The organism is Mycobacterium pseudoshottsii JCM 15466 (genome assembly GCF_003584745.1).
Taxonomy (GTDB): Bacteria; Actinomycetota; Actinomycetes; order Mycobacteriales; family Mycobacteriaceae; genus Mycobacterium; species Mycobacterium marinum.
Genome location: NZ_AP018410.1, coordinates 4,654,643 through 4,678,609 on the forward strand (window position 1 = coordinate 4,654,643; position 23,967 = coordinate 4,678,609).

Here is a 23,967-nt window from a genome sequence, read left to right on the forward strand (position 1 = left end):
TCCAAAGCGAACCTACGCCAGTAGGCCGCCTACCTATTTTCTTTCCCAATACCAACCGCATCAATTCTGGCTGCGGGTGCACTGCCGTCACCGAGCGTGTTTTGGAGCTGCCCTGTGTCGCACATGTCTATCTCACCGGAAATCGTCTCATCGGCCGCAGGTGAATTGGCGAACATCGGATCGACGGTCAGCGCGGCCAACGCGGCGGCTGCCGTCGCCACGACAGAGTTGTTAGCTGCTGGCTCTGACGAGGTATCGACGCGCATCGCAGCGCTCTTTGGCGCCAACGGCGTCGAGTATCAGGCCATCAGCGCACAGATAGCGTCGTTTCACGACCGGTTCGTTGCGGCTTTGAACACTGGGACGAGTTCGTATGTGTGGGCTGAGGCGACCAACGTTGAGCAGAATCTGCTGAACGCGGTCAACGCGCCGGTCCAGACTCTGCTCGGGCGCCCGTTGATCGGCAACGGTGCCAATGCGACAACCCCCGGTGGTGCGGGCGGCGACGGTGGGCTGCTCTACGGCAGTGGCGGCAACGGCGCGGCCGGTGCGCCCGGGCAGGCCGGCGGGGCCGGCGGATCCGCGGGCCTATGGGGCAACGGTGGCTCCGGCGGAATAGGCGGCGGCACCGGCGGCAACGGCGGCAGCGGCGGGTGGCTGCTTGGCCGCGGTGGCATCGGCGGTGCGGGCGGCACTGGTGGCGGTAGCGGGGGTAGCGGTGGAGGTGCGTGGCTGTTTGGCGACGGCGGCGCAGGCGGGATGGGCGGCACCGGCGGCTCCGGTGGCGGCTTCGGCGGCACCGGCGGGCACGGCGGGCTGCTGTATGGCAACGGCGGCGCTGGCGGTGCCGGTGCAACTGGGCAGACCGGCGGGTCCGGCGGATGGGCGGCGCTGTGGGGCCGCGGTGGGGCTGGTGGGGCTGGCGGCGACAACGGTGGGTTCGCCGGTGGCGACGGCGGCCACGGCGGACTGTTGTGCGGCGCCGGCGGTGACGGCGGCCTCGGGGGCGGCGATGGTGGCAATGCCGGGTGGTTGTTGGGCTTCGGCGGGCACGGCGGCGCCGGCGGCGATGGCGGCTTCGCGGGCGGCGAGGGCGGTAACGGTGGATGGTTGTTGGGCTTCGGCGGACACGGCGGCACCGGCGGCATCGGCGGCGGTGCAGGCGGGGCGGGCGGTCAGGCCGCGCTGCTCTTCGGGCACGGCGGCGGTGGTGGCGCCGGCGGAGTCGGCACTGCCGGTGGCGCCGGGGGTGCCGGCGGCGACGGCGGCAACCCCGGATGGCTGTTGGGCCGAGCTGGCTCCGGCGGAGACGGCGGGGCCGGCGGGGCTGCTACCACAGTCGGCGCCACCGGAGGCGTGGTTGGCCACGGCGGGGCCGGCGGACGCGGCGGCGTCTTGATGGGTGGCGGTGCCGGCGGGGACGGCGGGGCCGGCGGAGCTGGTGCTGATGGCAGCAACGGTGTCGGCGACGGAGGCAACGGCGCCACTGGTGGCGGTGGCGGTGTTGGCGGCGACGGCGGCGCCGGCGGTCAAGCCGCGCTGTTGTTCGGCTGCGGTGGGACCGGGGGCCACGCCGGTGCTGGCGGCGCCGGTGGCGGCGGCGGCACGGGCGCAGACAGTCTTACCGGTATCGGCGGTGCTGGCGGGGACGGCGGGATCGGCGGTGCCAGCGGCCAAGCCGGAGCCGGCGGTGCCGGCAACCTGTTCAGTCACAACGGATCCAGGGGTCATGCGGGCATCGGCGGAGACGGCGGTGACGGCAGCACCGGAGGAACCGGCGGAGAAGGCACCGACGCCGCCGCAGGATCCGGCCTCACCGGCGGCACCGGATACGCCGGCGGCACCGGAGGAACCGGCGGCGCCGGCGGCAACAGCGGCCTCGGCGGCACCAATGGATCCGGCGGACACGGCGGCACCGGCGGGACTGGCGGCACCGGCGGAACCGGCGGACACGGCGGCACCGGCGGGACTGGCGGAACCGGCGGAACCGGCGGATCCGGCGCGGACAACACCACCGGCATCGGCGGCGACGGAGGCCAAGGCGGCACCGGCGGCGACGCCGGCGCAGGCGGAGCCGGCGGCAACAGCGGCTTCGGCGGCACCGGCGGCACCACAGGAACCCACGGCGACGCCGGCACCGGCGGAGACGGCGGTGACGGCGGCAACGGAGGAACCGGCGGACAAGGCACCGATGCCGCCGCAGGAACCGGCCTCACCGGCGGCAACAGCGGCCTCGGCGGCACCAACGGATCCGGCGGACACGGCGGCACCGGCGGGACTGGCGGAACCGGCGGATCCGGCGCGGACGCACTGGACGGCAGCGGCGCGAGCGGCCACGACGGCGGGGACAGTGGCGCCGGCGGTGACGGCGGGACCGGCGGGGCAGGCGGTCCCGCCGGGACCGGAGCCGGCGCGGCGGGCAACAACGGCGATGGCGGAGCCGGCGGGACGGGCGGCAACAGCGGCGCCCAAGCTGGCGACGGCGGCGCCGGAGCTGCCAACACCACGATCGGCGGGACCGGCGGAGCCGGCGGATCTGGCGGAAACATCGGCGCTGGGGGCGCCGGGGGTCAGGGCGGCGCGGCCGGCACCACAAGCGGGGTCGGCGGCGCCAGCGGCACTAGCGGCACTAGCGGCCAGTCCATCGGTACCGGCGGCGACGGCGGCGCAGGCGGGGATGGCGGCACCGGAACCACCGGCGCCGACGCAGCTGCCGGCAGCGGACTCGGCGGAGACATCGGCGGCACCGGAGGCGCCGGTGGAGCCGGAGGAACCGGCGGATCCGGAGGCACCGACTCGGGAGTCGGTGGATCCGGCGGTGTCGGGGGCGTCGGCGGCACCGGCGGCCAAGGCGGAGCCGGTAGCGACAACAGTGCGAATGCCGGAGTCGCAGGCGGAGCGGGCGGCCAGGGCGGGGCCGGCGGTACTGGTGGTGCTGCCGGCTCTGGTGGCACTGGATCCGTTGCGGGTGCCGACGGGTCATCCGGGGACGGCGGTACCGGCGGGCTAGGTGGCGACGGCGGGGCTGGTGGCACCGGTTCTATGGGCGCAGTCGACGGCGGCACTGGCGGCCAGGGCGCATCAGGCGGCGCAGGCGGCCAAGGTGGCACCGGCGGCGCAGCCGGAACCGGCACCGGCGGCACCCAAGGCGCCGGCGGCCAAGGCGGCACCGGCGGAACCGGAGGCCAAGGCGGCACCGGAGGCACCGGCACCGACAGCACCGACCCCACCCTCGCCGGCCAAGCCGGCGGCCAAGGCGGAACCGGAGGAACCGGCGGAGCCGCAGGCACCGGCGGCACCGGATCAGTGACCGGCGCCGAGGGCTCCGCAGGCGACGGCGGCACCGGCGGACTCGGCGGCCACGGGGGCGCAGGCGCCGACAACACCACCGCGGTCAGCGCCGGCGCCCAAGGCGCCACCGGAGGCACCGGCGGCGCAGGCGGCCAAGGCGGAACCGGCGGCGCAGCCGGAACCGGCACCGGCGGCACCCAAGGCGCCGGAGGCCAAGGCGGCACCGGCGGAACCGGAGGCCAAGGCGGCACCGGCGGCGACGGCACCGACAACAGCACCGACCCAACCCTCGTCGGCCAAGCCGGCGGCCAAGGCGGCACCGGAGGAACCGGCAGAGCGGCCGGTCAAGGCGGCACCGGATCAGTGGCCGGCACTGACGGCTCCGCCGGCGACGGCGGCACCGGCGGACTCGGCGGCCACGGCGGCACGGGCGCCGACAACACCACCACGGTCAGCACCGGCGCCCAAGGCGCCACCGGAGGCACCGGCGGCGCAGGCGGCCAAGGCGGCACCGGCGGCGCAGCCGGAACCGGCACCGGTGGCATCCAAGGTGCCGGCGGCCAGGGCGGTACCGGCGGCACCGGAGGCGCCGGAGGATCCGGCGGCGACGGCACCGACAACAGCACCACCCCAGGAGCAGCCGGCGGCGCCGGCGCCCAAGGCGCCACCGGAGGCACCGGCGGCGCAGGCGGAACCGGCGGAACGGGCGCCGCAGCCGGAACCGGCACCGGCGGCATCCAAGGCGCCGGAGGCCAAGGCGGCACGGGCGGCACCGGCGGCACCGGCGGCAAAGATCCGAGCCAGCACGCTGGTGCTGGTGGCGCTGGCGGCGACGGCGGCGTAGGCGGTGCTGGCGGGGCCGGCAACGGAGGCGGCACCGGAGGCCACGGCGGCGCTGCCGGCAACGGCGGAGCCGGCGGAGCCGGAGGCGGCACCCCGTCAGGCATTGCTGGCGGCGACCCAGGCTCCGGCGGTAGCGGCGGGGATGGCGGTAGCGGCGGCGGCGACGACGGTGGCGGCACCGGCGGGGATGGCGGTAGCGGCGGCAAAGGCGGCACCGGCGGCCTCGGTCCGTGGGACAGTGACCACCCCGGCGGCGACGGCGGGACGGGCGGCATCGGCGGCGCTGGCGGGGCCGGCATCGGCGCTACCGGCGGCGGCACCGGCGGCGGAGGTGGCACCGGCGGCGGTGGCGGCACCGGCGGTCAGGGCGGCGAGCTCGGCGGCGACGGCGGGGCCGGCGGTGCGGCCGGTGATGGCGGCGTCGGCGGTACAGGCGGGATCGGTGGCGGTCACGGAGGGACCGGCGGCCTCGGTGGCGATGGCGGCACCGGCGGCCTCGGCGACCCCCGAACCGGCACCATTACCACCAACGGGGGCGCTGGCGGTATCGCCGGCGCGGCCGGTGCCGGGGGCGCCGGCGGCGCGGCTGGCGCCGGCGGCAACGGCGATGGGGGCACCGGAGGCACTGGGGGCACCGGCGGCAACGGCGGTGTCGCCGCGGCGCTTCCCGACGGGACTCTCGGGACCGACGGCGCAGGCGGCGACGGCGGCACCGGCGGCGCAGGCGGCAGCGGCACGGGCACGGGCGCTGACGGCAGTTCCGGCAACGGCGGGACGGGCGGCGACGGCGGCGACGCCGGCGGCGGCAGCAGTGGCACCAGAGCCGCCCTCCCCCCAGGCCTCGACGGCGGCGACGGCGGTGTCGGCGGGGCCGGCGGGACCGGCGGCGCGGGAATCGGTGGAGTCGGCGGCGGCGACGGCGGAAACGGTGGCGGCGGCGGCAACGGCGGCAACGGGCGGCAGGGCTCGGCCGGACAGGTCGGCGGAGACGGTGGATCTGGCGGGACCGGCGGTGCCGGTGGTGCTGCCGGCGCGGGCGGCGCGGGCGGCGGGGCTAGCGGCGCCGCTGGAGACGGCGGAGCGGGAGGAAACGGCGGGAAGGGCGGGCTTGGCGGCGCGCCCACCGCTAATAACGGCCAAGCCGGCCAAACTGGCGGCGTAGGAGGCAGGGGTGGTGACGGCGGTGCGGGCGGCGCCGGCATTGGCGCTAGTGGCGGCGGCGACGGCGGAGCCGGGGGCCACGGGGGCAACGGCGGCACCGGCGGCAGGGGCCAAGGCGGCGATACCTCCAATGGCCCCGGTGGCATTGGCGGTACAGGTGGGGCCGCTGGTGATGGCGGCAACGGTGGCGCGGGTGGTGCTGGCGGCGGCGATGACGGTAACGCGGGCGCCGGTGGTAACGGCGGCGCCGGTGGTAACGGCGGCGCAGCCCGGTCCACCGGTAGCGGTGCGGGCGGTGTGGGCGGCGCGGGTGGCGCCGCCGGCAACGGCGGCACCGGCGGCACCGGCGGCGATGCTGGGGCCGGCGGAAACGGCAGCGGAGGCGACGGCGGCAACGCCGGCGGCGGCGGGTCCGGCGGCACAGGCGGAGCAGCCGCACTAGCCGCCGTGGGTGGTGACGGCGGTGTCGGCGCCGCTGGAGGCACCGGCGGTGACGGCGGCGCCGCTGCCGGTACGGGTACCAACGGCACCAACGGCGACGGCGGCGATGGAGGCCAGGGCGGCGGCGGCGGCCAAGGCGGTGTTGGCGCGTTCGACACCGGTACCGACAATGCCGGCACCGGCGGCAATGGCGGCAATGGCGGCAATGGCGGCCAGGGTGGAGCCGGCGGCACGGCCGGTGCCGGACCCGGCACACCGGGCACCGGGAGCACGGCCGGCCTCGGCGGTCAAGGCGGAAAGGGCGGGACCGGCGGCGTCTCCACTTTCAGTGGTAACAGCGGCGGTCAAGGCGGCCAAGGCGGCACCGGAGCAAACGGAATCATCAGCGGCATCAACGGCGGCGCCGGCGCCCAAGGCGGCCAGGACGGTCCAGGCGGCAGCGGCGGATCCAGCAGCGCCGGCCCCGGCGGCACCGGCGGCGAGGGCGGTGAAGGTGGCAGCGGCAGCACCGGAGGCAGCGGCGGTGACGGCGGCACCGGCGGCACCGGCGTCGTCGGTGCCGGTAACGCCGGAGGCACGGGTAACGCCGGCAACGCCGGCAGTGGCTCCTCCGGTGCGGCCGGCGGCCCTGGAGGCACCGGGGGCACCGGCGGTGACGGCGGTGACGGCGGTGACGGAGGTGACGGAGGTGCGGGCTAGAGCGTCACCGCCACCGTCTCCGTCGGCAACGGACCGTTTGGGGTGGCGCGGTCAGCCCCACCGGCCCCGAAGCCGGCGACATCTACGTCACCAACAGGGGCGGCGACACGGTGTCGGTGATCGACCCCACCACCAACGCCGTCATAGACACGATCTCCGTCGGTACCAAGCCGATCGAGGTGGCGGTCAGCCCGACCGGCGCCGAAGCCGGCGTCGTCTATGTCGCAAATAAGGGTGACGACACCGTGTCGGTGATCAGCTAAGGGCCGGCCGACGCGCAACACACTCCCGCATCACCGCAAGCTGCTGGCTGGACAAGGGCTTCAAAGACGGTCCGAACGGGCTCATCGCGCTCCAAGCCGTGGCCGTGGCCATGGCCAAGGTCAGTAGGAAGCTCGGCGGGTAACCGTCGGACACTTTGCCCGCGGTTTGGGAACGGCGGAGCGACTCGACCTTCGCTTCCAACGCCTCGGGGTACCCGAGTGGCCTGCGAGTGCAGGGCCTTGGCCACTCAGTCGGCCGGTGTTCGAGCCTGCTTTCAGCGTGCGGACGAACACGGTCGTCAACCCACTCCTGACCACTCAAATCCCGCGTAGAAATACGCAAGATGCCCAGTCAAATCGAGTGGAGCTAAGGGGACTCGAACCCCTGACCCCCACACTGCCAGTGTGGTGCGCTACCAGCTGCGCCATAGCCCCGCGAAGTCGTGCTCATCGAAGCTACACCACTAGCATCACGGGTTCAAAGTCGCTGGCCGCAACGACTACCCGATCACCTGATTCACCACTTCGCGCGCGGTTTTCTGTACCTCGGCCAGATGCGCGGGCCCGTTGAAGGACTCTGCATAGATCTTGTAGACGTCTTCGGTGCCCGACGGACGCGCCGCGAACCACGCGTTGGCGGTGGTCACCTTGAGCCCACCCAGCGGTGCCCCGTTTCCCGGCGCCTGGGTCAGCTTGGCGGTGATCGGCTCACCAGCGAGTTCGGTGGCGCTGACCTGGTCGGGCGACAGCTTGGCCAGACGGGCCTTCTGGTCCCGATTTGCGGGCGCGTCTACCCGGGCATACGTGGGGGCACCATATTGATCAGCCAGCGCGCGGTACCGCTGCGAAGGCGTGGCGCCGGTGACGGCCAGGATCTCCGCGGCCAGCAGCGCCATGATGATGCCGTCTTTGTCGGTGGTCCAGACCGATCCGTCGCGCCGCAGGAACGAGGCGCCCGCCGACTCCTCGCCGCCGAACCCGATGGTGCCGCCGATCAGGCCGTCGACGAACCACTTGAACCCGACCGGCACTTCCACAAGCTCACGGCCGATTCCTGCGACGACCCGGTCAATGATCGACGAACTGACGGCGGTCTTGCCCACGGCAATGCCTGCCGGCCACGACGGCCGGTGCGTGTACAGATAGTCGATGGCCACCGCCAGATAGTGATTCGGGTTCAGCAGCCCCTCATCAGGGGTGACGATGCCGTGTCGATCTGCGTCGGCGTCGTTGCCGGTCGCGATCTGGTAATGGTCCCGGTTGGCGATCAGCGAGGCCATCGCATCCGGTGAGCTGCAGTCCATCCGGATCTTGCCGTCGTGATCGAGCGTCATGAACCGCCAGGTCGCGTCGACCAGCGGGTTGACCACGCTGAGCGCCAGACCGTGCCGACTGGCGATTTCACCCCAATAGTCCACACTGGCCCCGCCCAGCGGATCGGCACCGATGCGAACCCTAGCCTCGCGGATGGCAGCGATATCGACCACGTTGGGCAAGTCGTCCACGTAGTTGCCCAGGTAGTCATGCCGCTGCGCGGAACGTAGCGCTCGGGCCAATGGCATCCGCGCCACGCCTGCCCCGTCCCGCAGAATTTCGTTGGCGCGCTTGGCTATTGCGTTGGTGGCGTCGGTGTCGGCCGGGCCCCCGTTGGGGGGGTTGTATTTGAAGCCACCGTCCGGCGGCGGGTTGTGCGATGGCGTGACCACAATGCCGTCAGCCAGCGCCTCGGTGCGGCCGCGGTTGTAGGTCAAGATCGCGTGGCTGACCGCCGGCGTCGGTGTGTAGCGGTCCGCCGAGTCGATCATGGTGACCACGTTGTTGCCGGCGAGCACTTCCAGCGCCGACACCCAGGCCGGTTCCGAAAGACCATGTGTGTCACGGCCGATGAACAGCGGTCCGGTGGTGCCACGTGCGGCGCGGTACTCGACGATGGCCTGGGTTATGGCCAGAATGTGGGCTTCGTTGAACGCTGCGTTCAGCGCGGAGCCGCGATGACCCGAAGTGCCGAACACCACCTGCTGGGCGACGTCGTCCGGATCGGGTTCAATGGTGTAATAGGCCGTCACCAGGTGGGACAGATCGACCAGGTCTTCGGGCTGGGCCGGCTGTCCGGCCCGCGGGTTGGCAACCATGAGTACCAATTCTGCCTCCCCCTACCACTCGGGAACTTCCCAGGTATTTCCCAGGATTTACCCACTTGCAAGTCCCCACCTAGGCTGCTAAAGGACACGAACTTGTACCGCGGGAGGGAAGCGACTGGTGGCACGCCCCGACTACCGAGAACTGGCCGCGATTTTCGCCGGCGGAGCCCTGGGCGCCCTGACCCGCGCGGCATTGAGCACTCTGGCGGTCCCCGACCCGGCCAAGTGGCCCTGGCCCACCTTCACCGTGAACATCGTCGGCGCCTTCTTGGTGGGTTACTTCACCACCCGCCTGCTGGAGCGGTTGCCGTTGTCTAGCTACCGACGCCCACTGTTGGGAACCGGATTGTGTGGCGGCCTAACCACTTTCTCTACGATGCAAGTCGAGACGCTGAAGATGATCGAGTACGGCCATTGGGCACTGGCCCTCGTCTACACGCTCGTGAGCGTTACTTTCGGGCTGCTGGCGGTCAAACTGGCGACAGTCGCGGTTCGCCGCGTGCGGGTGCGCTGATGACCGCAGGCACCGTGGTGGTCTGGATGGGCGTCATGGTCATTGGGGGCCTCGGTTCGACGCTGCGCTTTCTGGTGGACCGCACGATCGCGCGCAGAATGGCCAGGACGTTTCCGTTTGGCACCTTCGCCGTAAACGTCAGCGGTGCAGCACTACTCGGATTCCTTGCCGGCCTGGCACTGTCCCGGGACGCGGCCCTGTTGGCGGGCACCGCGTTTGTGGGCGCCTACACCACCTTCTCCACTTGGATGCTGGAAACCCAACGGCTGAGCGAGGAACGGCAAATGTGGGTCGCGCTGGCCAATATTGGGCTCAGCGTGCTCGCCGGCCTCGGGGCGGCGTTGTTGGGGCACTGGATCGCGCAGCTGCTATGAGCGCGCAGAGCCTCAAGTTGACCGCGTACTTCGGTGAGCGGCATCGCGTTGTGGGTACCAATCGGTTCCTGGCCGATGCGATGCTGGATCTGTTCGGCAACCGTGGCATCGCCACGAGCGTAATGCTGCGCGGTACCACCGGTTTCGGCCTCAAGCACGAGCTGCGCAGCGACCAGTCGCTGAGCCTGTCCGAGGACCCTCCGGTGACAGTCGTCGCCGTCGATGTCGAGTCCAAGATCCGCTCGCTGGTCGACGAAGTGACGGCGATGACCGGCCGGGCGCTGTTGACACTCGAGCGCGCTCGACTGGTGACCCGGAACAACGGCGTCGAAGCATTGAACGACATCGAGCAGCAAACCGCGGACGCCGCAAAGCTGACCGTCTATGTCGGCCGCCAGGTCCGGGTTGGCGGATCCCCCGCCGCCTATGCCGTCTGCGAGTTGCTATGGCAGCATGGATTTGCCGGGGCCACGGTACTTCTTGGTGTGGACGGCACAGCAGATGGCGAACGATTCCGGGCCCGCTTTTTTGGCCGCAATGTCAACGTTCCGCTCATGATCATCGGCATCGGAACGGCCGCGCAGGTGTCCGCCGCCGCCACCAAACTCGCCGCCGTACTGACCAACCCGCTGTTGACCATCGAACGGGTGCGGCTGTGCAAGAACGACGGCAGATTGTTCGCCCGCCCCCAACAGCTGCCGCCGACCGATGACCAAGGACGCCACCTGTGGCAGAAGCTGATGGTGCACACCTCCGAAGCCAGTCACCACGAGGGGGTGCCCATCCACCGTGCCCTGGTGCATCGACTGATGCAGTCCGGGGCGGCGCGCGGAGCGACCGCCCTACGCGGCATCTGGGGGTTTCATGGCGACCGCAGAACACACGGAGACAAGCTGTTTCGGATCACCCGCGATGTGCCGGTAACCACGATCATCATCGACACACCCGAGGCGATCGCGCGCAGCTTCGAGATTGTCGAGGACCTGACCACCCGTCACGGGCTGGTGACCAGCGAAATGATTCCTGCCGCAATGTCGTTCAGCGAGTCGTTGGACTGGACGCAGCGCACCTGCGAACCCCCGATGGCTCGCTACGACTACTGAAGCGAACCCTTCAGCTGCGTAGTCCGGGCACGTCGTCGAGAGTGCGCGGTAGCACGTAGAGCGCCACGCGACGATCCGGCAGGTCATGTTCGCCCAGGAATGTGCAGCCACCGTTCTCGCAGAATCGGCGGGTGCCCCTGCTGCGATAGTCCGGGGAAAAGACGATCCGGCGGCATTGCGGTTCGGCATTGAGTACGCTGGCCACGAAGTGCGGCAGCAAGAGTTGGGCATTTCCCAGGCCAACGAACTTCGGTTCAGCCGTTGCGGCGTGGATGCCAAGATCATAGGGGTCAGACTCATATAGCGTTGATATGAGATCTTTTGCAGCCCTATACAATTCGAGGTATCCATAGTCCAGGCCTTCTAAGCTGCCGATGTAGGGTCGCGAGTAGTCGCCCTCGAGTTGTGCCTGCAGGTAGCGGTACCACCGCGACGCCGGCCATGCGGCATCCCAGGCCCTGAGCAGGTGCGGCCGGCGCATCCAGTCAGCGATCTTCTCGGCGTCGGCGTCGGCGTCGGGATCAGCCAGCCGGAACGCGTACGGGCTGGGGACCTCCGGCGCCGGCGGCGGCGGAACGCTGCGGACCTCGTCGTCGAGGTCGGTCAGTTCCCTCGGGAACAGCGTGTCGGCTTCACTCATGTCAACGGGGAGCCTACCTAACCCACACTGTGGACAGCCATCTTTCTGCCAGCGCCGAAACCCAGTTTTGCGCCGCATCGGCGGCCTCGGGCGGCGTCTCAACCAGCACTAACTCATCGATCCCCAGCTCGGCCAGCGCATCGACGTCGCACGGCTGGGGGCAGCGCAGGGCGACGGACAACCGCAGCTCATCACGGTTGCGGCCCGACTCGGCACACAGCCGGTCGAGCGTGCCAACCCGCTCGCGGACGGCGCCAACGCCGTCGAGGTTGAAGCCGTACCAGCCATCCGCCCAGGCCGCGACGCGGCGCAGCGCCGCATCGCTGTTGCCCCCGACCATGACCGGGACCCGTCGGTCGCGCACGGGCTTGGGATTCACCCGAACCGAATCGAACCGGACGAACTCCCCGGTGAACGAGGCGAGATCGTCGCGCCACAGGGTGCGCATCGCGGCGACGTATTCGGCCGTACGACCAGCACGATCCTGAAACGGGACACCCAGCGCCGCGAACTCCTCGCGAGACCAGCCGACGCCCACGCCAAGCGTCAACCGTCCCCCGCTCAACCGGTCCAGACTTGCCGCCTGCTTGGCCACCACTACCGGGTTGTGCTCCGGCAGCAGCAGCACCCCGGTCGCCACGGTGATACGGGAGGCGGCGGCGGCGGCGAAGCTCAGCGCAATCATCGGGTCCAGCCAGTCCGCCTGGGGCGGGATCGCTATGACGCCGTCCTCGGAGTACGGGTAGCGCGATGTGTGCCGGTCGACCATCACGACATGCTCGCCGGCCCACAATGTGGCAAACCCGGCATCATCGGCCGCGCAGGCCACGGCGTCGATCATCGAGCGGTCGGCCCCGGCACCGATTCCCAGCGCATGCAATCCCAGCTGCACCCGGAGATCGTCTCACGCAGCGCACCCCCGAGCGACGAATCTCAGCGGGCTTTCAGCAGATTCGCCAGAACGGCCACGTGACTTCCAGCTACCTCTCGGGTAGCGGTGACCAGCGTGACCACACCGCCCTGGGCCAGCGTGTGCAGTTCGGCCAGCGCCGCGCTGCCAGACAGCTCCGCCTCATAGCGCGCCGCGAACTCGTCGAATCGCTCAGGTTGGCGGTGGTACCACTGACGCAACTCGGTAGACGGGGCGACGCCCTTGCACCAGATGCAGACCCTGGGGTCGTCCTTGCGAATGCCTCGCGGCCAGATGCGGTCGACCAGGACGCGCTGGCCGTCGTCGGGTTCGACGTCGTCATAGATCCGAGCCACCCGGATCCGGGCCTCGCGGCTCATCCAGCCAGCGTATCGGGGGCTGTCGTCCAGTCAGTGGAACCTGCTAGAATCGAAAATATGTTCGAATCCTTGGCGACTGTCGATCCCGCCGCCGACCAAGCCGCGCTGGTCGAGCGCATTGCTGAGCTGGAGAGGGTCAAATCGGCAGCCGCAGCAGGCCAGGCCCGCGCGGCGGCCGCCTTGGACACGGCACGCCGAGCTGCCGAATCAGCTGCCGGCGTGCCAGCCGCCCGGCGTGGACGTGGTCTGGCCAATGAGATCGCGCTGGCGCGACGAGACTCGCCCGCCCGGGGCAGCCGCCACCTGGGATTCGCCAAGGCACTAGTGCATGAAATGCCGCACACACTGGCGGCGCTGGAATGCGGGTTGCTGTCGGAGTGGCGGGCCACCCTGATCGTTCGCGAGAGCGCTTGTCTGGACATCGAGCACCGGCGCGAATTGGATGCCGAATTGTGTGGCGACCCGTCCGGCCTTGAGGGGATGGGTGATGCTCGGGTCGCCGCGGCGGCCAAAGCGATCGCCTACCGGCTGGACCCACATGCTGTCGTCGACCGGGCGGCCAAGGCCGAGAGGGAACGGACAGTCACCATCCGCCCGGCTCCCGACACCATGACCTATCTGACCGCGCTATTTCCGGTGGCCCAGGGCATATCGGTGTACGCGGCGCTGCGCCGTGCGGCAGACACCCGGTGTGACGGGCGCTCCCGCGGGCAGGTGATGGCGGACACCCTGGTCGAGCGGGTCACCGGGCGCGACGCGGCGGTCCCGACTCCGATCGCGGTCAACCTGGTGCTGACGGATGAATCACTGCTGGGAGCCGATAGCGCACCCGCGGATGTCTGCGGCTATGGCCCAATCCCCGCGGCGGTCGCCCGTACGATGGTCGCCGACGCTGTCGCCGACGGACGTTCGCGGGCGACGCTGCGCAGGCTCTACGCCCATCCCCGAGCCGGGGCGCTGGTAGCGATGGAATCACGAGCGCGGCTATTTCCCCGCGGCCTGGCCGCCTTCATCGAGTTGCGGGATCAGCGGTGTCGCACTCCCTACTGCGACGCCCCGATCCGACACCGCGATCACGCGCGGCCTTGGGCCAAAGGCGGCCCCACCACAGCGGACAACGGCCTGGGATCGTGCGAGCGCTGCAACTACGCCAAGGAGGCGTACGGTTGGCGAGTCGAGACGAGTATGCACGAAACCCACACGCACACAGCTGAATTCACCACGCCAACGGGAACAAGCTATCGATCCGGCGCCCCGCCGCGGGTGCAGACCGTCACGGCCAGCGAACTCGAGGTCAGGGTAGGCATTTCACTCGCCCGGCACGCCGCCTAGCCCGTCACAACCTAGTAGTGACTAGTAGTGATAGGTGTCGGTTGGCGCGGGTGAGTGCACCGGCTCGTCCTCGAAGTCAGAGGCCTCGATGCCGTAGGCACGCGCCAGATCCAGGATCTTGGTTGCGCGGGCAATACGCGGCAGGTCGGAGCCGTTTCGGATCTCTCCCCCATCGCGTTCGAACTCGGCGAAAAACTCTTTCGCCCAGCCGATCTCATCTTGCGACGGGGACAGCCCCTCATTCACCACCGAGCACTGCTCCGGCGACAAACAGATCTTGCCCGTCATCCCGAACTCCACCGAGACCGCGCTGGCCTCGATGAGTTTGAGCGGGTTGGAACCGATGGTCGGCCCGTCGATCGCACTCGGCAGGCCGGCCGCCTTGGCCGCGATGGTAAATCGTGACCGCGCGTACGCCAGCGTGGTGGCGTCTTCGCCAAAGCCGGTATCCCGGCGGAAGTCACCGATGCCGAAAGCCAGCCGGAAGGTGCCCTTGGCCGACGCGATTTCGGTGATGCGCTCCAGGCCACGGGCCGTCTCGACCAATGCCACGATCGGCACGTTGGGCAGCCTCCTGGCGGTCTCGGTGACATGGTCAACCGATTCCACCATCGCCAACATGACACCACCGACCGAACTGCAAGCCAGGATGGCTATGTCGTCGGCCCACCACGGGGTGCCGAAGCCATTGATGCGAACCCAGTCGGCATTGCCGTCACCGAGCCAATGCGCCACATTGTCGCGAGCGCTGCCCTTGTCTTTGGGGGCGACCGCATCCTCGATGTCGAGCACGACGATGTCGGCGCGAGAATGCGACGCGGCCTGGAATCGGTCGGCATGCGTGCCGTTGACCAGCAACCAGCTCCGGGCCAGCACTGGGTCGATGCGTGAACCCACGTCGGCAGGATCCACGACGTAGCTATTGACCTGTTCGTACATTGCTTGTTCTGCCGCCATCTTCGTTCTATTAGTCGGGCGTATTACCTAAACCGTAGCGGTAACGCCACCGATTGCCTCCAACGACCTGTACCCACGGCGCCGGCACCCTCACCGCCCGGGGCCGAGCACCACCGCGCCGAACCACTGGCAGACCAGTAGCGCCATCTCGACGTCGAGCCGCTCGTCGTCGATCGGCCGGCCCCGACGCTCGACCGCCCGGGCAACCCGGTACTTGACCGAGTTGTAGTGCAGGTGCAGGCGCTCGGCCGCCGCCTTGTAACTACCCCCTTCGCGCAGGAAGACCCGAAGCGTCTCGCGCAGCACGGCATCGTTGTCCGAATCGGTGGACAACGGGCCCAGGGTCTCGCGCACCCAGGCCCCGGCGTCCGGCAGATCCGCACCCATCAATGCGGCCGCGGACAGTCCCTCGTCGCTGACCGCCATGACCGCCGGCGCGGATGCACCCACCGCGACACCAACACGGTGTGCGTTTCGCGCCTGACGGTGCGCCCGCCGGAACCCTTCGACGCCCGGCAACGCCTGGCCCAATGCGACGTGCGGCGCATCGGTGTGGCCCGCGACGAAGCGACGGACCCGCCCGGTCAGGCCAGCATCATTGGCCCGCAACGGGATCCACCCCCACCCGGTGATCCGATCCGCGGCCACGAACAGCGCATTGCCCGTACCCAGGTGCTCGGCAAGTTCGTCCAAGAACCGCTCCAGCCTCTCGAACTCGTTACCGTCGGTCGCGTCATCGGGGAACCACAAGACGAGCGCGAGATGCACCTTTCGCAACGGGTAGCGAATCGACTTGGTCATCGCGTCGGTGTCGATGTCGCCGCCATCGAGAATCTCCGCGATCCGGACATTGCGGACTCGGCTGCGGTTTTCCAGCCACCGGTCGCGTTCGGCCTCGTAGGCCGCCACGACCTGTTGCGAGATCCAGTCGATGTAGTTGAAGGTGACCTCGGAGATCCGGTTGAACACATCAAGGCTCAGCGCGGGATCGGCGCCCGCTTCCTGGACCCCATCGATGATTCGCTCCAGCATCTCTTTGTGACCAAGCCGGTAGGCACGCACCAGCGCATTGACCGCCCCCCCCTGCGCCAACCTCCTGGCGTACTCCAGCGCCGCTGTCGGAGACTCAACGCGCTCGATCGGAATGTCGTAGTGGATCGCGTTGAGCACCGCGGCCACGTTTCCCTCGACGCTGGCGTGGAGAAGGTCCAGCAGTTGCACGTCACCGCGCAGCTCGACGATTTCGCGTTCCAGGGTGCCTTGAATCGATGCGGTCGCCTCGGCTAATTGGGCGCTAAGGCGGTACACGACCTCGACCACGATTTTGCCGACCACCGCGTCGTCGGTGCGGTTTCGTTCCGCCATGAACCGACACTAGACGTCTTGACGGGTCCGACAGAACCGGGTCTTAGCGGTGCTTTTGTCCTCCCAGGACAGTGCGAACAAGCAATTTCATCCGGTCGAGACGGTGTGGGCCACATCACCTGATTCGTACGGTGTCCCGATCCACCTTCGACCTGACCAAACAAGTTTCAATGAATCAAGGAGCCACTGCGATGGGATTCTTCAAACCACGCTTTCCCGACGTTGATCCGGACACATTCCTGCGCAAACCGCTGATGGAGCGGGGGCGCATCCTCGCCCAGAGCTGGGTGGAATACGGGTTCCCGTCGCCGCGGATGGTGCATGCCATCTACATCCTGAAGCTCATCTTCGGCTACGCGCTCGGCGGGGTCATCGTTGCCACGTTGACCTCAGGGCTGCCGGCCTTCTTGCACGTGGCCGCGTGGTGGAACCAACCGATTGTGTACCAGAAGGTCATACTGTGGACGGTGCTGCTGGAATCCATTGGCGTCGCCGGTTCCTGGGGGCCCCTCGCCGGCAAGATCAAGCCGATGACCGGCGGCATTCGTTTCTGGGCCCGCCCCGGCACCATCCGGCTGCGGCCATGGAAATGGGTGCCGTTCACCAAGGGCGACCGGCGCACTCTGTTGGACGTTGCGCTCTATGTCGCCCTGCTGGTCAGTGTGGCGGTTGCGCTGTTTTCGCCCGGCGTGCCCAGTGACTCGCTGTCGGCGGCGCTTCCCGGAAACACATCCGGCCTGGTCAGTCCCGCACTGCTGATCGCGCCGATGGTGCTGCTGGTCCTGGTGGGACTGCGCGACAAGACGATCTTCCTGGGCGCCCGCGGCGAGCAGTATCTGCCGGCGATGTTTTTCTTCGCGGTGCTGGGATTCGCGAACTTCGCGGACATGATCATCGCGCTCAAGCTACTGATCATTGTCGTATGGGTGGGCGCCGGCGCATCCAAGTTCGGCAAGCATTTCGCCAACGTCATCCCCCCGATGGTGAGCAACAGCCCGGCCATTGCGTTCAGGTGGCTCAAGCGGGCCCACTACCGCAATTTTCCGCGGGACCTGCGCCCGTCTCGGCTTGCCGAGGTGATGGCCCACGCCGCCGGCACCACGGTAGAAGTCCTCGCCCCGCTGACGCTGTTGTTCTCCACCAACAAGTGGCTGACCCTGGCGGCCGCCGCCTTGATGGTGTCGTTCCACCTGTTTATCATTTCGACGTTCCCGCTGGCGGTCCCGCTGGAATGGAACGTGCTGTTCGCCTACGCCACGATCTTTCTGTTCCTGGACTTCCCGGCCTGGCAGGGCTACGGCGTGACCTCCATGTCGTCGCCATGGCTGTTGGCCGCCATCGTCGCCGCACTGCTGTTCTTCCCGATCCTGGGCAACTTCCGGCCCGACAAGGTCTCCTTCCTGCCGTCCATGCGCCAATACGCCGGCAACTGGGTCTCCGCGGTATGGGCCTTCGCTCCGGGCACCGAGCACAAACTCAACAAGGTCACCCGGTCGTCGAAGAACCAGCTCGACCAGTTCATCGACTTCGGTTATGAGCCGCAGTGGGCGGAGATCACGATGCAGCACTCGATCGCCTGGCGCAGCATGCACAGCCAGGGCCGCGGCCTGTTCTCGGTGCTGCTGAAGAACCTGCCCGACATCGACACCCGCACCGTGCGGGAAGGCGAGTTCATCTGCAACTCGTTGATCGGGTTCAACTTCGGCGACGGTCACCTGCACAACGAAGATCTGATCGCGGCGATGCAGACACAGGCCGCGTTCGAGCCCGGTGAACTCGTCGTCGTATGGGTGGAGTCGCAGGCCTGGGGCAGCAAGGTGCAGCACTACAAGGTCATCGACTCGGCCCTGGGCGTGCTCGAGCGCGGCACCTGGAAGGTTGCCGATGCGGTGGCCGAGCAACCGTGGCTGCCTAACGGCCCGATCCCAACGCAGGTGACCTGGTCGCTCGGCGGCAGGCGGGAACGGATCCGCGACGGGCAGGACCGCGAGCATGGGGCGCTGGCATGAAAGGTGCATCGCAGACCGCGATCGTGGCTGGTGGCGGGCCCAATGGGCTCGCCGCCGCCATCACCCTGGCCAAAGCCGGACTGCAGGTCACCGTTCTCGAGGCCGCCGAGGAGGTGGGCGGCGGTGCCCGCAGCAGCGAGGCCATCGTGCCCGACCTGGTGCATGACCACTGTTCGGCCATCCATCCGATGGCCGTCGGCTCGGAGTTCCTCGCCGGCCTGGACCTGGACCGCCACGGCCTGAGCTGGCTGCTGCCCGATATCGACTGCGTGCATCCGCTCGATGACGGCAGCGCGGGCGTGCTGCACCGTTCGGTAGGCCAGACGGCCGACGGGTTGGGCGCCGATGGTCGCCGATGGCGGGCCCTGTTCGATTGGACTTCGCAACGATTCGACATGCTGGCCGAGGACATCATGGGTCCGCTGCTGAGCATTCCCGGGCACCCGATCACATTGGCCCGGTTCGGTGCACCGACGGTGCTTCCCGCCTCGGTGCTGGCCAGGCTGTTTCGCACCGACCAGGGCCGGGCATTGTTCGGAGGCGTTGCCGCGCATGCGTTTCGGCCACTGCACTACCCGATGACCTCAGCCATCGGCCTGGGCATCATCACCGCAGGCCACCGGCACGGCTGGCCAGTAGCGGCCGGCGGTTCGCAGTCAATCACCAACGCGCTGGTGGCAACGTTGGACGAGCTTGGCGGCAAGATCGAAACGGGCGTACGGGTACAGACGGCATCGCAGCTGCCACCGGCGGACGTGACCATGTTCGACCTCGCGCCGGACGCCGTCGCCGGCATCCTCGGCGACCGGATGCCCGGGCGGATTGCCCGCGCCTACAACAAATTGCGGCGCGGGCCAGGCGCATTCAAAGTCGACTTCGCCATCGAGGGCGCCGTACCATGGACCAACCCGCAGGCCCGCCGGGCGGGGACGGTGCATCTGGGAGGCCCCTACGCCGAGCTCGCCGCCGCCGAACGCGAGGTCCATGCCGGACGGATGCCACAACGACCATTCGTTCTGGTCGGGCAGCAGTACCTGGCCGATCCTGAGCGCTCGGTCGGCAATATCCATCCGCTGTGGACCTAAGCACACGTCCCCAACGGCTACACCGGCGACGCCACCGCCGCGATCATCGCGCAGATCGAGCGTTTCGCACCGGGATTCCGGGAGCACATCGTCGGGCAGACCGTCCGCAGCACCACCGAGATGTCCAGATATAACCCGAATTACGTCGGCGGCGACATCATGACGGGCGCCAAAGATATCCGCCAGCTGACCTTTGGGCCGCGGGTGACATTGTCGCCCTATCGAACCGGGGTGCCGGGCACCTACATCTGTTCGGCCGCGACGCCGCCGGGGCCGGGCGCCCATGGCATGTGTGGCGCCAATGCGGCGAAACTAGCTCTAGCGGAACTGAAATAGCCGACGGCCGCCGATTTCGTTGATTTGTACCGCTGGGGTGAGCCCGTGGAGCAAGCTGGCCATATGTCCGAGGGCCCCACGCATCCGATCACTGTCTTCCCGGCCCGCAAGGTGCTGACGATGACGCCCTCACTACCGGAGGCCTCCGCGGTCGCGGTGGCCGACGGCCGGATTGTCGCCGTCGGTTCGCTGGACTCGATGCGCCCCTGGCTGAACCGCCACGAATACGTGGTCGACGAGCGGCTGTCCGACAAGGTGGTGCTTCCCGGCTTCATCGACCCGCACGTGCACCCCTCATTGCCTGCGGTGCTTACTCAGTTTCCGTTCCTCGCTCCCGCGGATTGGAACCTGCCGACCGGACGTTTTGCCGGCGCAACGACCCCGGACGCGTTCCGCACGCAGTTGCGGGAACTGGTCGACGCCCACCCGGACTGGAGCGTGCCGTTCGTGGCCTGGGGCTACCACCCGCTCTGGCACGGGCCGATCGGGCGCCCCGAGCTGACCGCGATGTTCGGAACCCGGCCCGTCATCCTCTGGCACCGGTCGTTCCATGAATTGATCGCCAACGATGGCGCGATCGACTGGATGGGGCTCAGCGAGCAGCAGTTCGCCGATCTTCCCGAGGTGGACTGGGAGCGCGGACGCTTCTGGGAGAACGGCGCAATGGCCCTGGTCGGCGCCAGCCGCCTGCCGCAACTCCTGTTCGAACCCGCCCGGTATGGGGAAGGCATGGCCAACTTCTTCCGCATGGTCCACCTAGCCGGCGTCACGACCTGTCTGGACATGGGCGTCGGCAGCATGGGCAATCCGGAAAACGAGATCCGGCTGATCAACAGGATCTCGCGGGAGATCGACGCACCGTCCAGGATCGTGCTCACCCCGTTGATCTCTGATTTCCTGGCCCGCGGTGTCACCCCGCAGGAGGCCGTGGCCGTTGTCGCGGAGTGGGCGCAAATGACCTCCGGACGAGTCGGATTTGACCACCACTTCAAACTCATGATGGACGGTGCGATCTTCAGCGGAATGGCCCAGTTCGGGTATCCCGGCTACCTCGACGGCCACACCGGGATGTGGATGGCCCCGCTGCAAGTCACGCGGACCTGGGCCGAGGTCTTTTGGCGGGAGGGCTACCAACTGCACGCCCACACCGTCGGCGACCTCAGTGCCGAGGCCTTGATCGACCTGGTACGCCACCTGCAGTGGATCCATCCCCGGATCGGTCACCGCACCGTCCTGGAACACTTCGGCTACACCACCGAGGAACAGAACCTGCAGATGCGGGAGCTGGGCATGGTGGTCTCCGCCAATCCCTACTACCACTACCTACTCAGCGATATCTACAGTTCGGAATGGCTCGGCAGCGACCGCGGCGCCGAGCTGGTGCGCCTGGGATCACTCGAACGCCTCGGCGTCCCGTTCGGCCTGCATTCCGATTGCCCCATGGCGCCACTGGCCCCGCTGACCCTCGCCTGGGTCGCGGCCCGACGGATCACGATCAACGGCAACCTCAACTGCGCGCAGGAGCGGATAAGCCTGCACGCCGCACTGCGGGCCATCACCATCGACGCCGCCTGGATCATGCGCAAAGAAAACGACCTCGGATCGATCCGCGCCGGCAAGTACGCGGACTTCACCGTCCTCGAAGACGACCCCTACCAGGTCGGCGTCGACGGCCTCAAAGACCTCCCCATTTGGGGAACGGTGTTCGAGGGGCAGGTCCGATCACTGCCATCGTGACCCCGCGCCGCCGCATCGCCGACCCGGCCGGGCAACGGCGGCCGCGTCCCGCGTCGAGGACGCGAACAGACCAACTTGGCGCGCGAGCCTGCCGCATAGTGTTGGATGGCTGAGTGGCAGATATCAGCCGTAGCCGGACCATAGTGGCCGAGCCGCAGGCGATTTGGAACGTACTCGCCGACTTCGGCGCCCTGAGCACGTGGGCTGACGGCATCGACCATTCGTGCGTGTTGAATGAGGGCCCCGACGGGGAGCCGGTGGGCACCACCCGCCGCGTACAGGTGGGCCGCAACACCCTGGTGGAACGCATAACCGCGTTCGACCCGCCCACCTCGCTGGCTTATGACATCGAGGGCCTACCCAACCGCCTCCGCAAGGTCGCCAACCACTGGAGGTTGCGCCGAAGCGGTAACGCCACCATCGTGGATCTCACGAGCACGGTAGAGGTCGGGACCAGCCGGCTGGCTCAGATGGCGGAGCGGGTTGCGCTGCGCGTGCTGGCCAAGCAGTCCGACGCGATGCTTGCCGGATTGGCGAGCCGATTGGAGAAAACGCATGCCTGAGGGGCCCGACATCGTCATCATCATGACCGACGAGGAGCGCGCGGTTCCCCCTTACGAGTCGGCCGACGTCCTGGCTTGGCGGCAGCGCACCCTCACCGGCCGTCGCTGGTTCGACGAACACGGGGTGAGTTTCGCCCGGCACTACACCGGATCGCTGGCCTGTGTGCCGAGTCGCCCGACGATCTTCACCGGCCAGTACCCCGACCTGCACGGTGTCACGCAAACCGATGGCATCGGCAAACGGTTCGACGACTCCCGGCTGCGCTGGCTGCGGGCGGGCGAGGTACCGACTCTGGGCAACTGGTTCCGCGCGGCGGGATATGACACCCACTACGACGGCAAATGGCACATCTCGCATGCCGATCTGGAAGACCCCGACACCGGCCTCTCGCTGGCCACCAACGACGACGACGGCGAGATCGACCCGGCGGCCGTACAGCGCTACCTCGACGCCGACCCGCTCGGCCCGTACGGCTTTTCCGGCTGGGTGGGCCCCGAGCCGCATGGCGCGGGCAACGCGAACAGCGGTTTCCGTCGTGACCCGCTGATCGCCGATCGAGTTGTTGCGTGGCTCGAGGACCGCTATGCGCGCCGCCGTGCCGGCGACGAAGCGGCGCTGCGTCCGTTCTTGCTGGTGGCCAGCTTCATCAACCCGCACGACGTGGTGCTGTTCCCGGCCTGGGTGCGATTCGGCCCGTTGAAGCCGTCGCACCTAGACCCCCCACATGTGCCGGCACCACCCACCGCCGACGAGGACCTGAGAACAAAGCCGGCCGCACAGATCGCATTCCGGCAGGCGTACTACACCGGATACGGCGTGGCACCGGCGATCAAGCGCACCTACCAGCGCAACGCGCAGCGCTACCGCGATCTTTACTACCGCTTGCACGCCGAGAACGACGGGCCGATTGACCGGGTCCGCCGCGCGGTGACCGAGGGCGGATCCGACAACGCCGTCCTGGTACGCACATCCGACCACGGTGATCTGCTCGGGGCTCATGGCGGGCTGCATCAGAAGTGGTTCAACCTCTACGACGAGGCCACCCGGGTCCCGTTCGTCATCGCCCGAGTCGGCAATGAGGCGACCACGGCACGCACCGTTTCGGCCCCAACATCGCACGTCGACCTGGTGCCGACGCTGCTTAGCGCGGCCGGCATCGACACCGAGGCCGTCGCCGCAAACCTTGCCGAATCATTCACCGAGGTGCACCCGCTGCCCGGTCGGGATCTGATGGCGGTGGTCGACGGGGCCCCCGCCGACGAAGATCGAGCGATCTACCTGATGACACGCGACAACGTGCTCGAAGGCGACACCGGCGCATCGCTGCTGTCCCGACAGCTGGGACGCACGGTCAATCCCCCAGCGCCGCTGCGCATCAAGCTGCCCGCGCACGTGGCCGCCAACTTCGAAGGGCTGGTGGTGCGGGTCGAGGACTCCGACGCCCCCGGAGGCGCCGGCCACTTGTGGAAGCTGGTGCGCACCTTTGACGACCCGGCAACCTGGACCGAGCCCGGGGTACGTCACCTGGCCAGCAACGGTGTGGGCGGCGAGACCTATCGCACCGACCCGGTGGACGACCAGTGGGAACTCTACGATCTGACTGCCGATCCAATCGAGACCGACAATCGTTGGACCGACCCCGAGTTGCATGAGCTGCGTCAGCATCTGCGGATGCAGCTCAAACAGCAGCGGGCCTCGTCGGTGCCGGAGCGCAACCAGCCGTGGCCCTATGCCAATCGACAGCCGGAGACCGGTGAGTCGCAGGGCCCGATTCGTCGGCTGCTGGGCCGAATCGGGAGCTAGCCAACGGCTCCACTGCGCG

17 protein-coding genes, 1 tRNA gene and 1 pseudogene are annotated in these 23,967 nt (G+C 68.9%); 11 read left to right on the forward strand and 8 right to left on the reverse strand.

What is annotated here, in order from left to right:
- Positions 1 to 114 precede the first annotated feature (114 nt).
- Both MPSD_RS21045 and MPSD_RS21050 read left to right on the forward strand, forming a co-directional pair.
- Positions 115 to 6,435 (forward strand): PE family protein, encoded by a 6,321-nt coding sequence (locus tag MPSD_RS21045; protein ID WP_086085025.1) that lies wholly within the window; start codon positions 115 to 117, stop codon positions 6,433 to 6,435.
- Positions 6,436 to 6,545: 110 nt separating this feature from the next.
- Entirely contained in the window at positions 6,546 to 6,698 is a 153-nt protein-coding gene (locus MPSD_RS21050; RefSeq protein WP_084472545.1) for a hypothetical protein, read from the forward strand.
- Here the strand turns inward: MPSD_RS21050 and MPSD_RS30905 are convergent.
- The 3 genes from MPSD_RS30905 to pgm all read right to left on the reverse strand — a co-directional run bounded on the left by MPSD_RS30905 (position 6,691) and on the right by pgm (position 8,830).
- Entirely contained in the window at positions 6,691 to 6,852 is a 162-nt protein-coding gene (locus tag MPSD_RS30905; protein WP_420811819.1) for a hypothetical protein, read from the reverse strand. The genes MPSD_RS21050 and MPSD_RS30905 overlap by 8 nt on opposite strands.
- 208 nt (positions 6,853 to 7,060) lie before the next feature.
- Positions 7,061 to 7,133, reverse strand: a tRNA-Ala gene (locus tag MPSD_RS21055).
- 65 nt (positions 7,134 to 7,198) lie between these two features.
- Positions 7,199 to 8,830: a phosphoglucomutase (alpha-D-glucose-1,6-bisphosphate-dependent) gene (pgm, locus tag MPSD_RS21060; RefSeq protein WP_086085027.1), complete on the reverse strand. Its 1,632-nt coding sequence runs from the start codon at positions 8,828 to 8,830 to the stop codon at positions 7,199 to 7,201.
- Positions 8,831 to 8,957: 127 nt separating this feature from the next.
- On the opposite strand from pgm, the gene crcB (MPSD_RS21065) reads away from it, so the two are divergent.
- The 3 genes from crcB (MPSD_RS21065) to MPSD_RS21075 are packed head-to-tail and all read left to right on the forward strand — an operon-like array spanning position 8,958 to position 10,830.
- Complete coding sequence (gene crcB, locus MPSD_RS21065) at positions 8,958 to 9,353, forward strand: fluoride efflux transporter CrcB (protein ID WP_015355027.1); 396 nt, start codon at positions 8,958 to 8,960, stop codon at positions 9,351 to 9,353.
- Positions 9,353 to 9,727, forward strand: a complete 375-nt coding sequence (crcB, locus tag MPSD_RS21070; protein WP_012393424.1) for a fluoride efflux transporter CrcB — start codon at positions 9,353 to 9,355, stop codon at positions 9,725 to 9,727. Before crcB (MPSD_RS21065) ends, crcB (MPSD_RS21070) begins: the two co-directional genes overlap by 1 nt.
- A complete protein-coding gene (locus MPSD_RS21075) occupies positions 9,724 to 10,830 on the forward strand; it encodes a DUF190 domain-containing protein (RefSeq protein ID WP_015355026.1) in 1,107 nt (368 codons plus the stop codon). Before crcB (MPSD_RS21070) ends, MPSD_RS21075 begins: the two co-directional genes overlap by 4 nt.
- A 10-nt stretch (positions 10,831 to 10,840) precedes the next feature.
- Here MPSD_RS21075 and MPSD_RS21080 read toward each other — a convergent pair whose 3' ends face one another.
- The 3 genes from MPSD_RS21080 to MPSD_RS21090 are packed head-to-tail and all read right to left on the reverse strand — an operon-like array spanning position 10,841 to position 12,760.
- Positions 10,841 to 11,470: a GNAT family N-acetyltransferase gene (locus MPSD_RS21080; protein WP_086085028.1), complete on the reverse strand. Its 630-nt coding sequence runs from the start codon at positions 11,468 to 11,470 to the stop codon at positions 10,841 to 10,843.
- 13 nt (positions 11,471 to 11,483) lie between these two features.
- Positions 11,484 to 12,362 (reverse strand): LLM class F420-dependent oxidoreductase, encoded by an 879-nt coding sequence (locus MPSD_RS21085; RefSeq protein ID WP_020786415.1) that lies wholly within the window; start codon positions 12,360 to 12,362, stop codon positions 11,484 to 11,486.
- A gap of 41 nt (positions 12,363 to 12,403) precedes the next feature.
- A complete protein-coding gene (locus MPSD_RS21090; RefSeq protein ID WP_020786414.1) occupies positions 12,404 to 12,760 on the reverse strand; it encodes a DUF488 domain-containing protein in 357 nt (118 codons plus the stop codon).
- Between the two features lie 57 nt (positions 12,761 to 12,817).
- Here MPSD_RS21090 and MPSD_RS21095 point away from each other — a divergent pair, with 57 nt between their 5' ends.
- On the forward strand, positions 12,818 to 14,092 hold the full coding sequence (locus tag MPSD_RS21095; protein ID WP_036426378.1) for an HNH endonuclease: 1,275 nt from the start codon (positions 12,818 to 12,820) through the stop codon (positions 14,090 to 14,092).
- Between the two features lie 21 nt (positions 14,093 to 14,113).
- Here MPSD_RS21095 and MPSD_RS21100 read toward each other — a convergent pair whose 3' ends face one another.
- Positions 14,114 to 15,031, reverse strand: coding sequence for an HpcH/HpaI aldolase/citrate lyase family protein (locus MPSD_RS21100; protein ID WP_086085029.1), 918 nt, complete (start codon positions 15,029 to 15,031; stop codon positions 14,114 to 14,116).
- A 108-nt stretch (positions 15,032 to 15,139) separates the two neighbouring features.
- Positions 15,140 to 16,414 (reverse strand): PucR family transcriptional regulator, encoded by a 1,275-nt coding sequence (locus tag MPSD_RS21105; RefSeq protein WP_086085030.1) that lies wholly within the window; start codon positions 16,412 to 16,414, stop codon positions 15,140 to 15,142.
- 191 nt (positions 16,415 to 16,605) lie between these two features.
- Here MPSD_RS21105 and MPSD_RS21110 point away from each other — a divergent pair, with 191 nt between their 5' ends.
- From MPSD_RS21110 to MPSD_RS21130, 5 genes and pseudogenes are all read left to right on the forward strand, one after another.
- Positions 16,606 to 18,423 carry a DUF3556 domain-containing protein gene (locus tag MPSD_RS21110; protein ID WP_036427188.1) on the forward strand — a complete coding sequence of 606 codons (1,818 nt, stop codon included), beginning with the start codon at positions 16,606 to 16,608 and terminating at the stop codon, positions 18,421 to 18,423.
- Positions 18,420 to 19,844: pseudogene (locus MPSD_RS21115) on the forward strand (phytoene desaturase family protein). Before MPSD_RS21110 ends, MPSD_RS21115 begins: the two are co-directional and overlap by 4 nt.
- Positions 19,845 to 19,907: 63 nt before the next feature.
- The gene (locus MPSD_RS21120) at positions 19,908 to 21,581 is read left to right on the forward strand and encodes an amidohydrolase (protein ID WP_020786406.1); all 1,674 of its coding nucleotides are present in this window, start codon (positions 19,908 to 19,910) and stop codon (positions 21,579 to 21,581) included.
- Between the two features lie 113 nt (positions 21,582 to 21,694).
- The gene (locus tag MPSD_RS21125; RefSeq protein ID WP_036426377.1) at positions 21,695 to 22,144 is read left to right on the forward strand and encodes an SRPBCC family protein; all 450 of its coding nucleotides are present in this window, start codon (positions 21,695 to 21,697) and stop codon (positions 22,142 to 22,144) included.
- Entirely contained in the window at positions 22,137 to 23,948 is a 1,812-nt protein-coding gene (locus tag MPSD_RS21130) for a sulfatase-like hydrolase/transferase (protein WP_086085031.1), read from the forward strand. Before MPSD_RS21125 ends, MPSD_RS21130 begins: the two co-directional genes overlap by 8 nt.
- Positions 23,949 to 23,967: the final 19 nt, after the last annotated feature.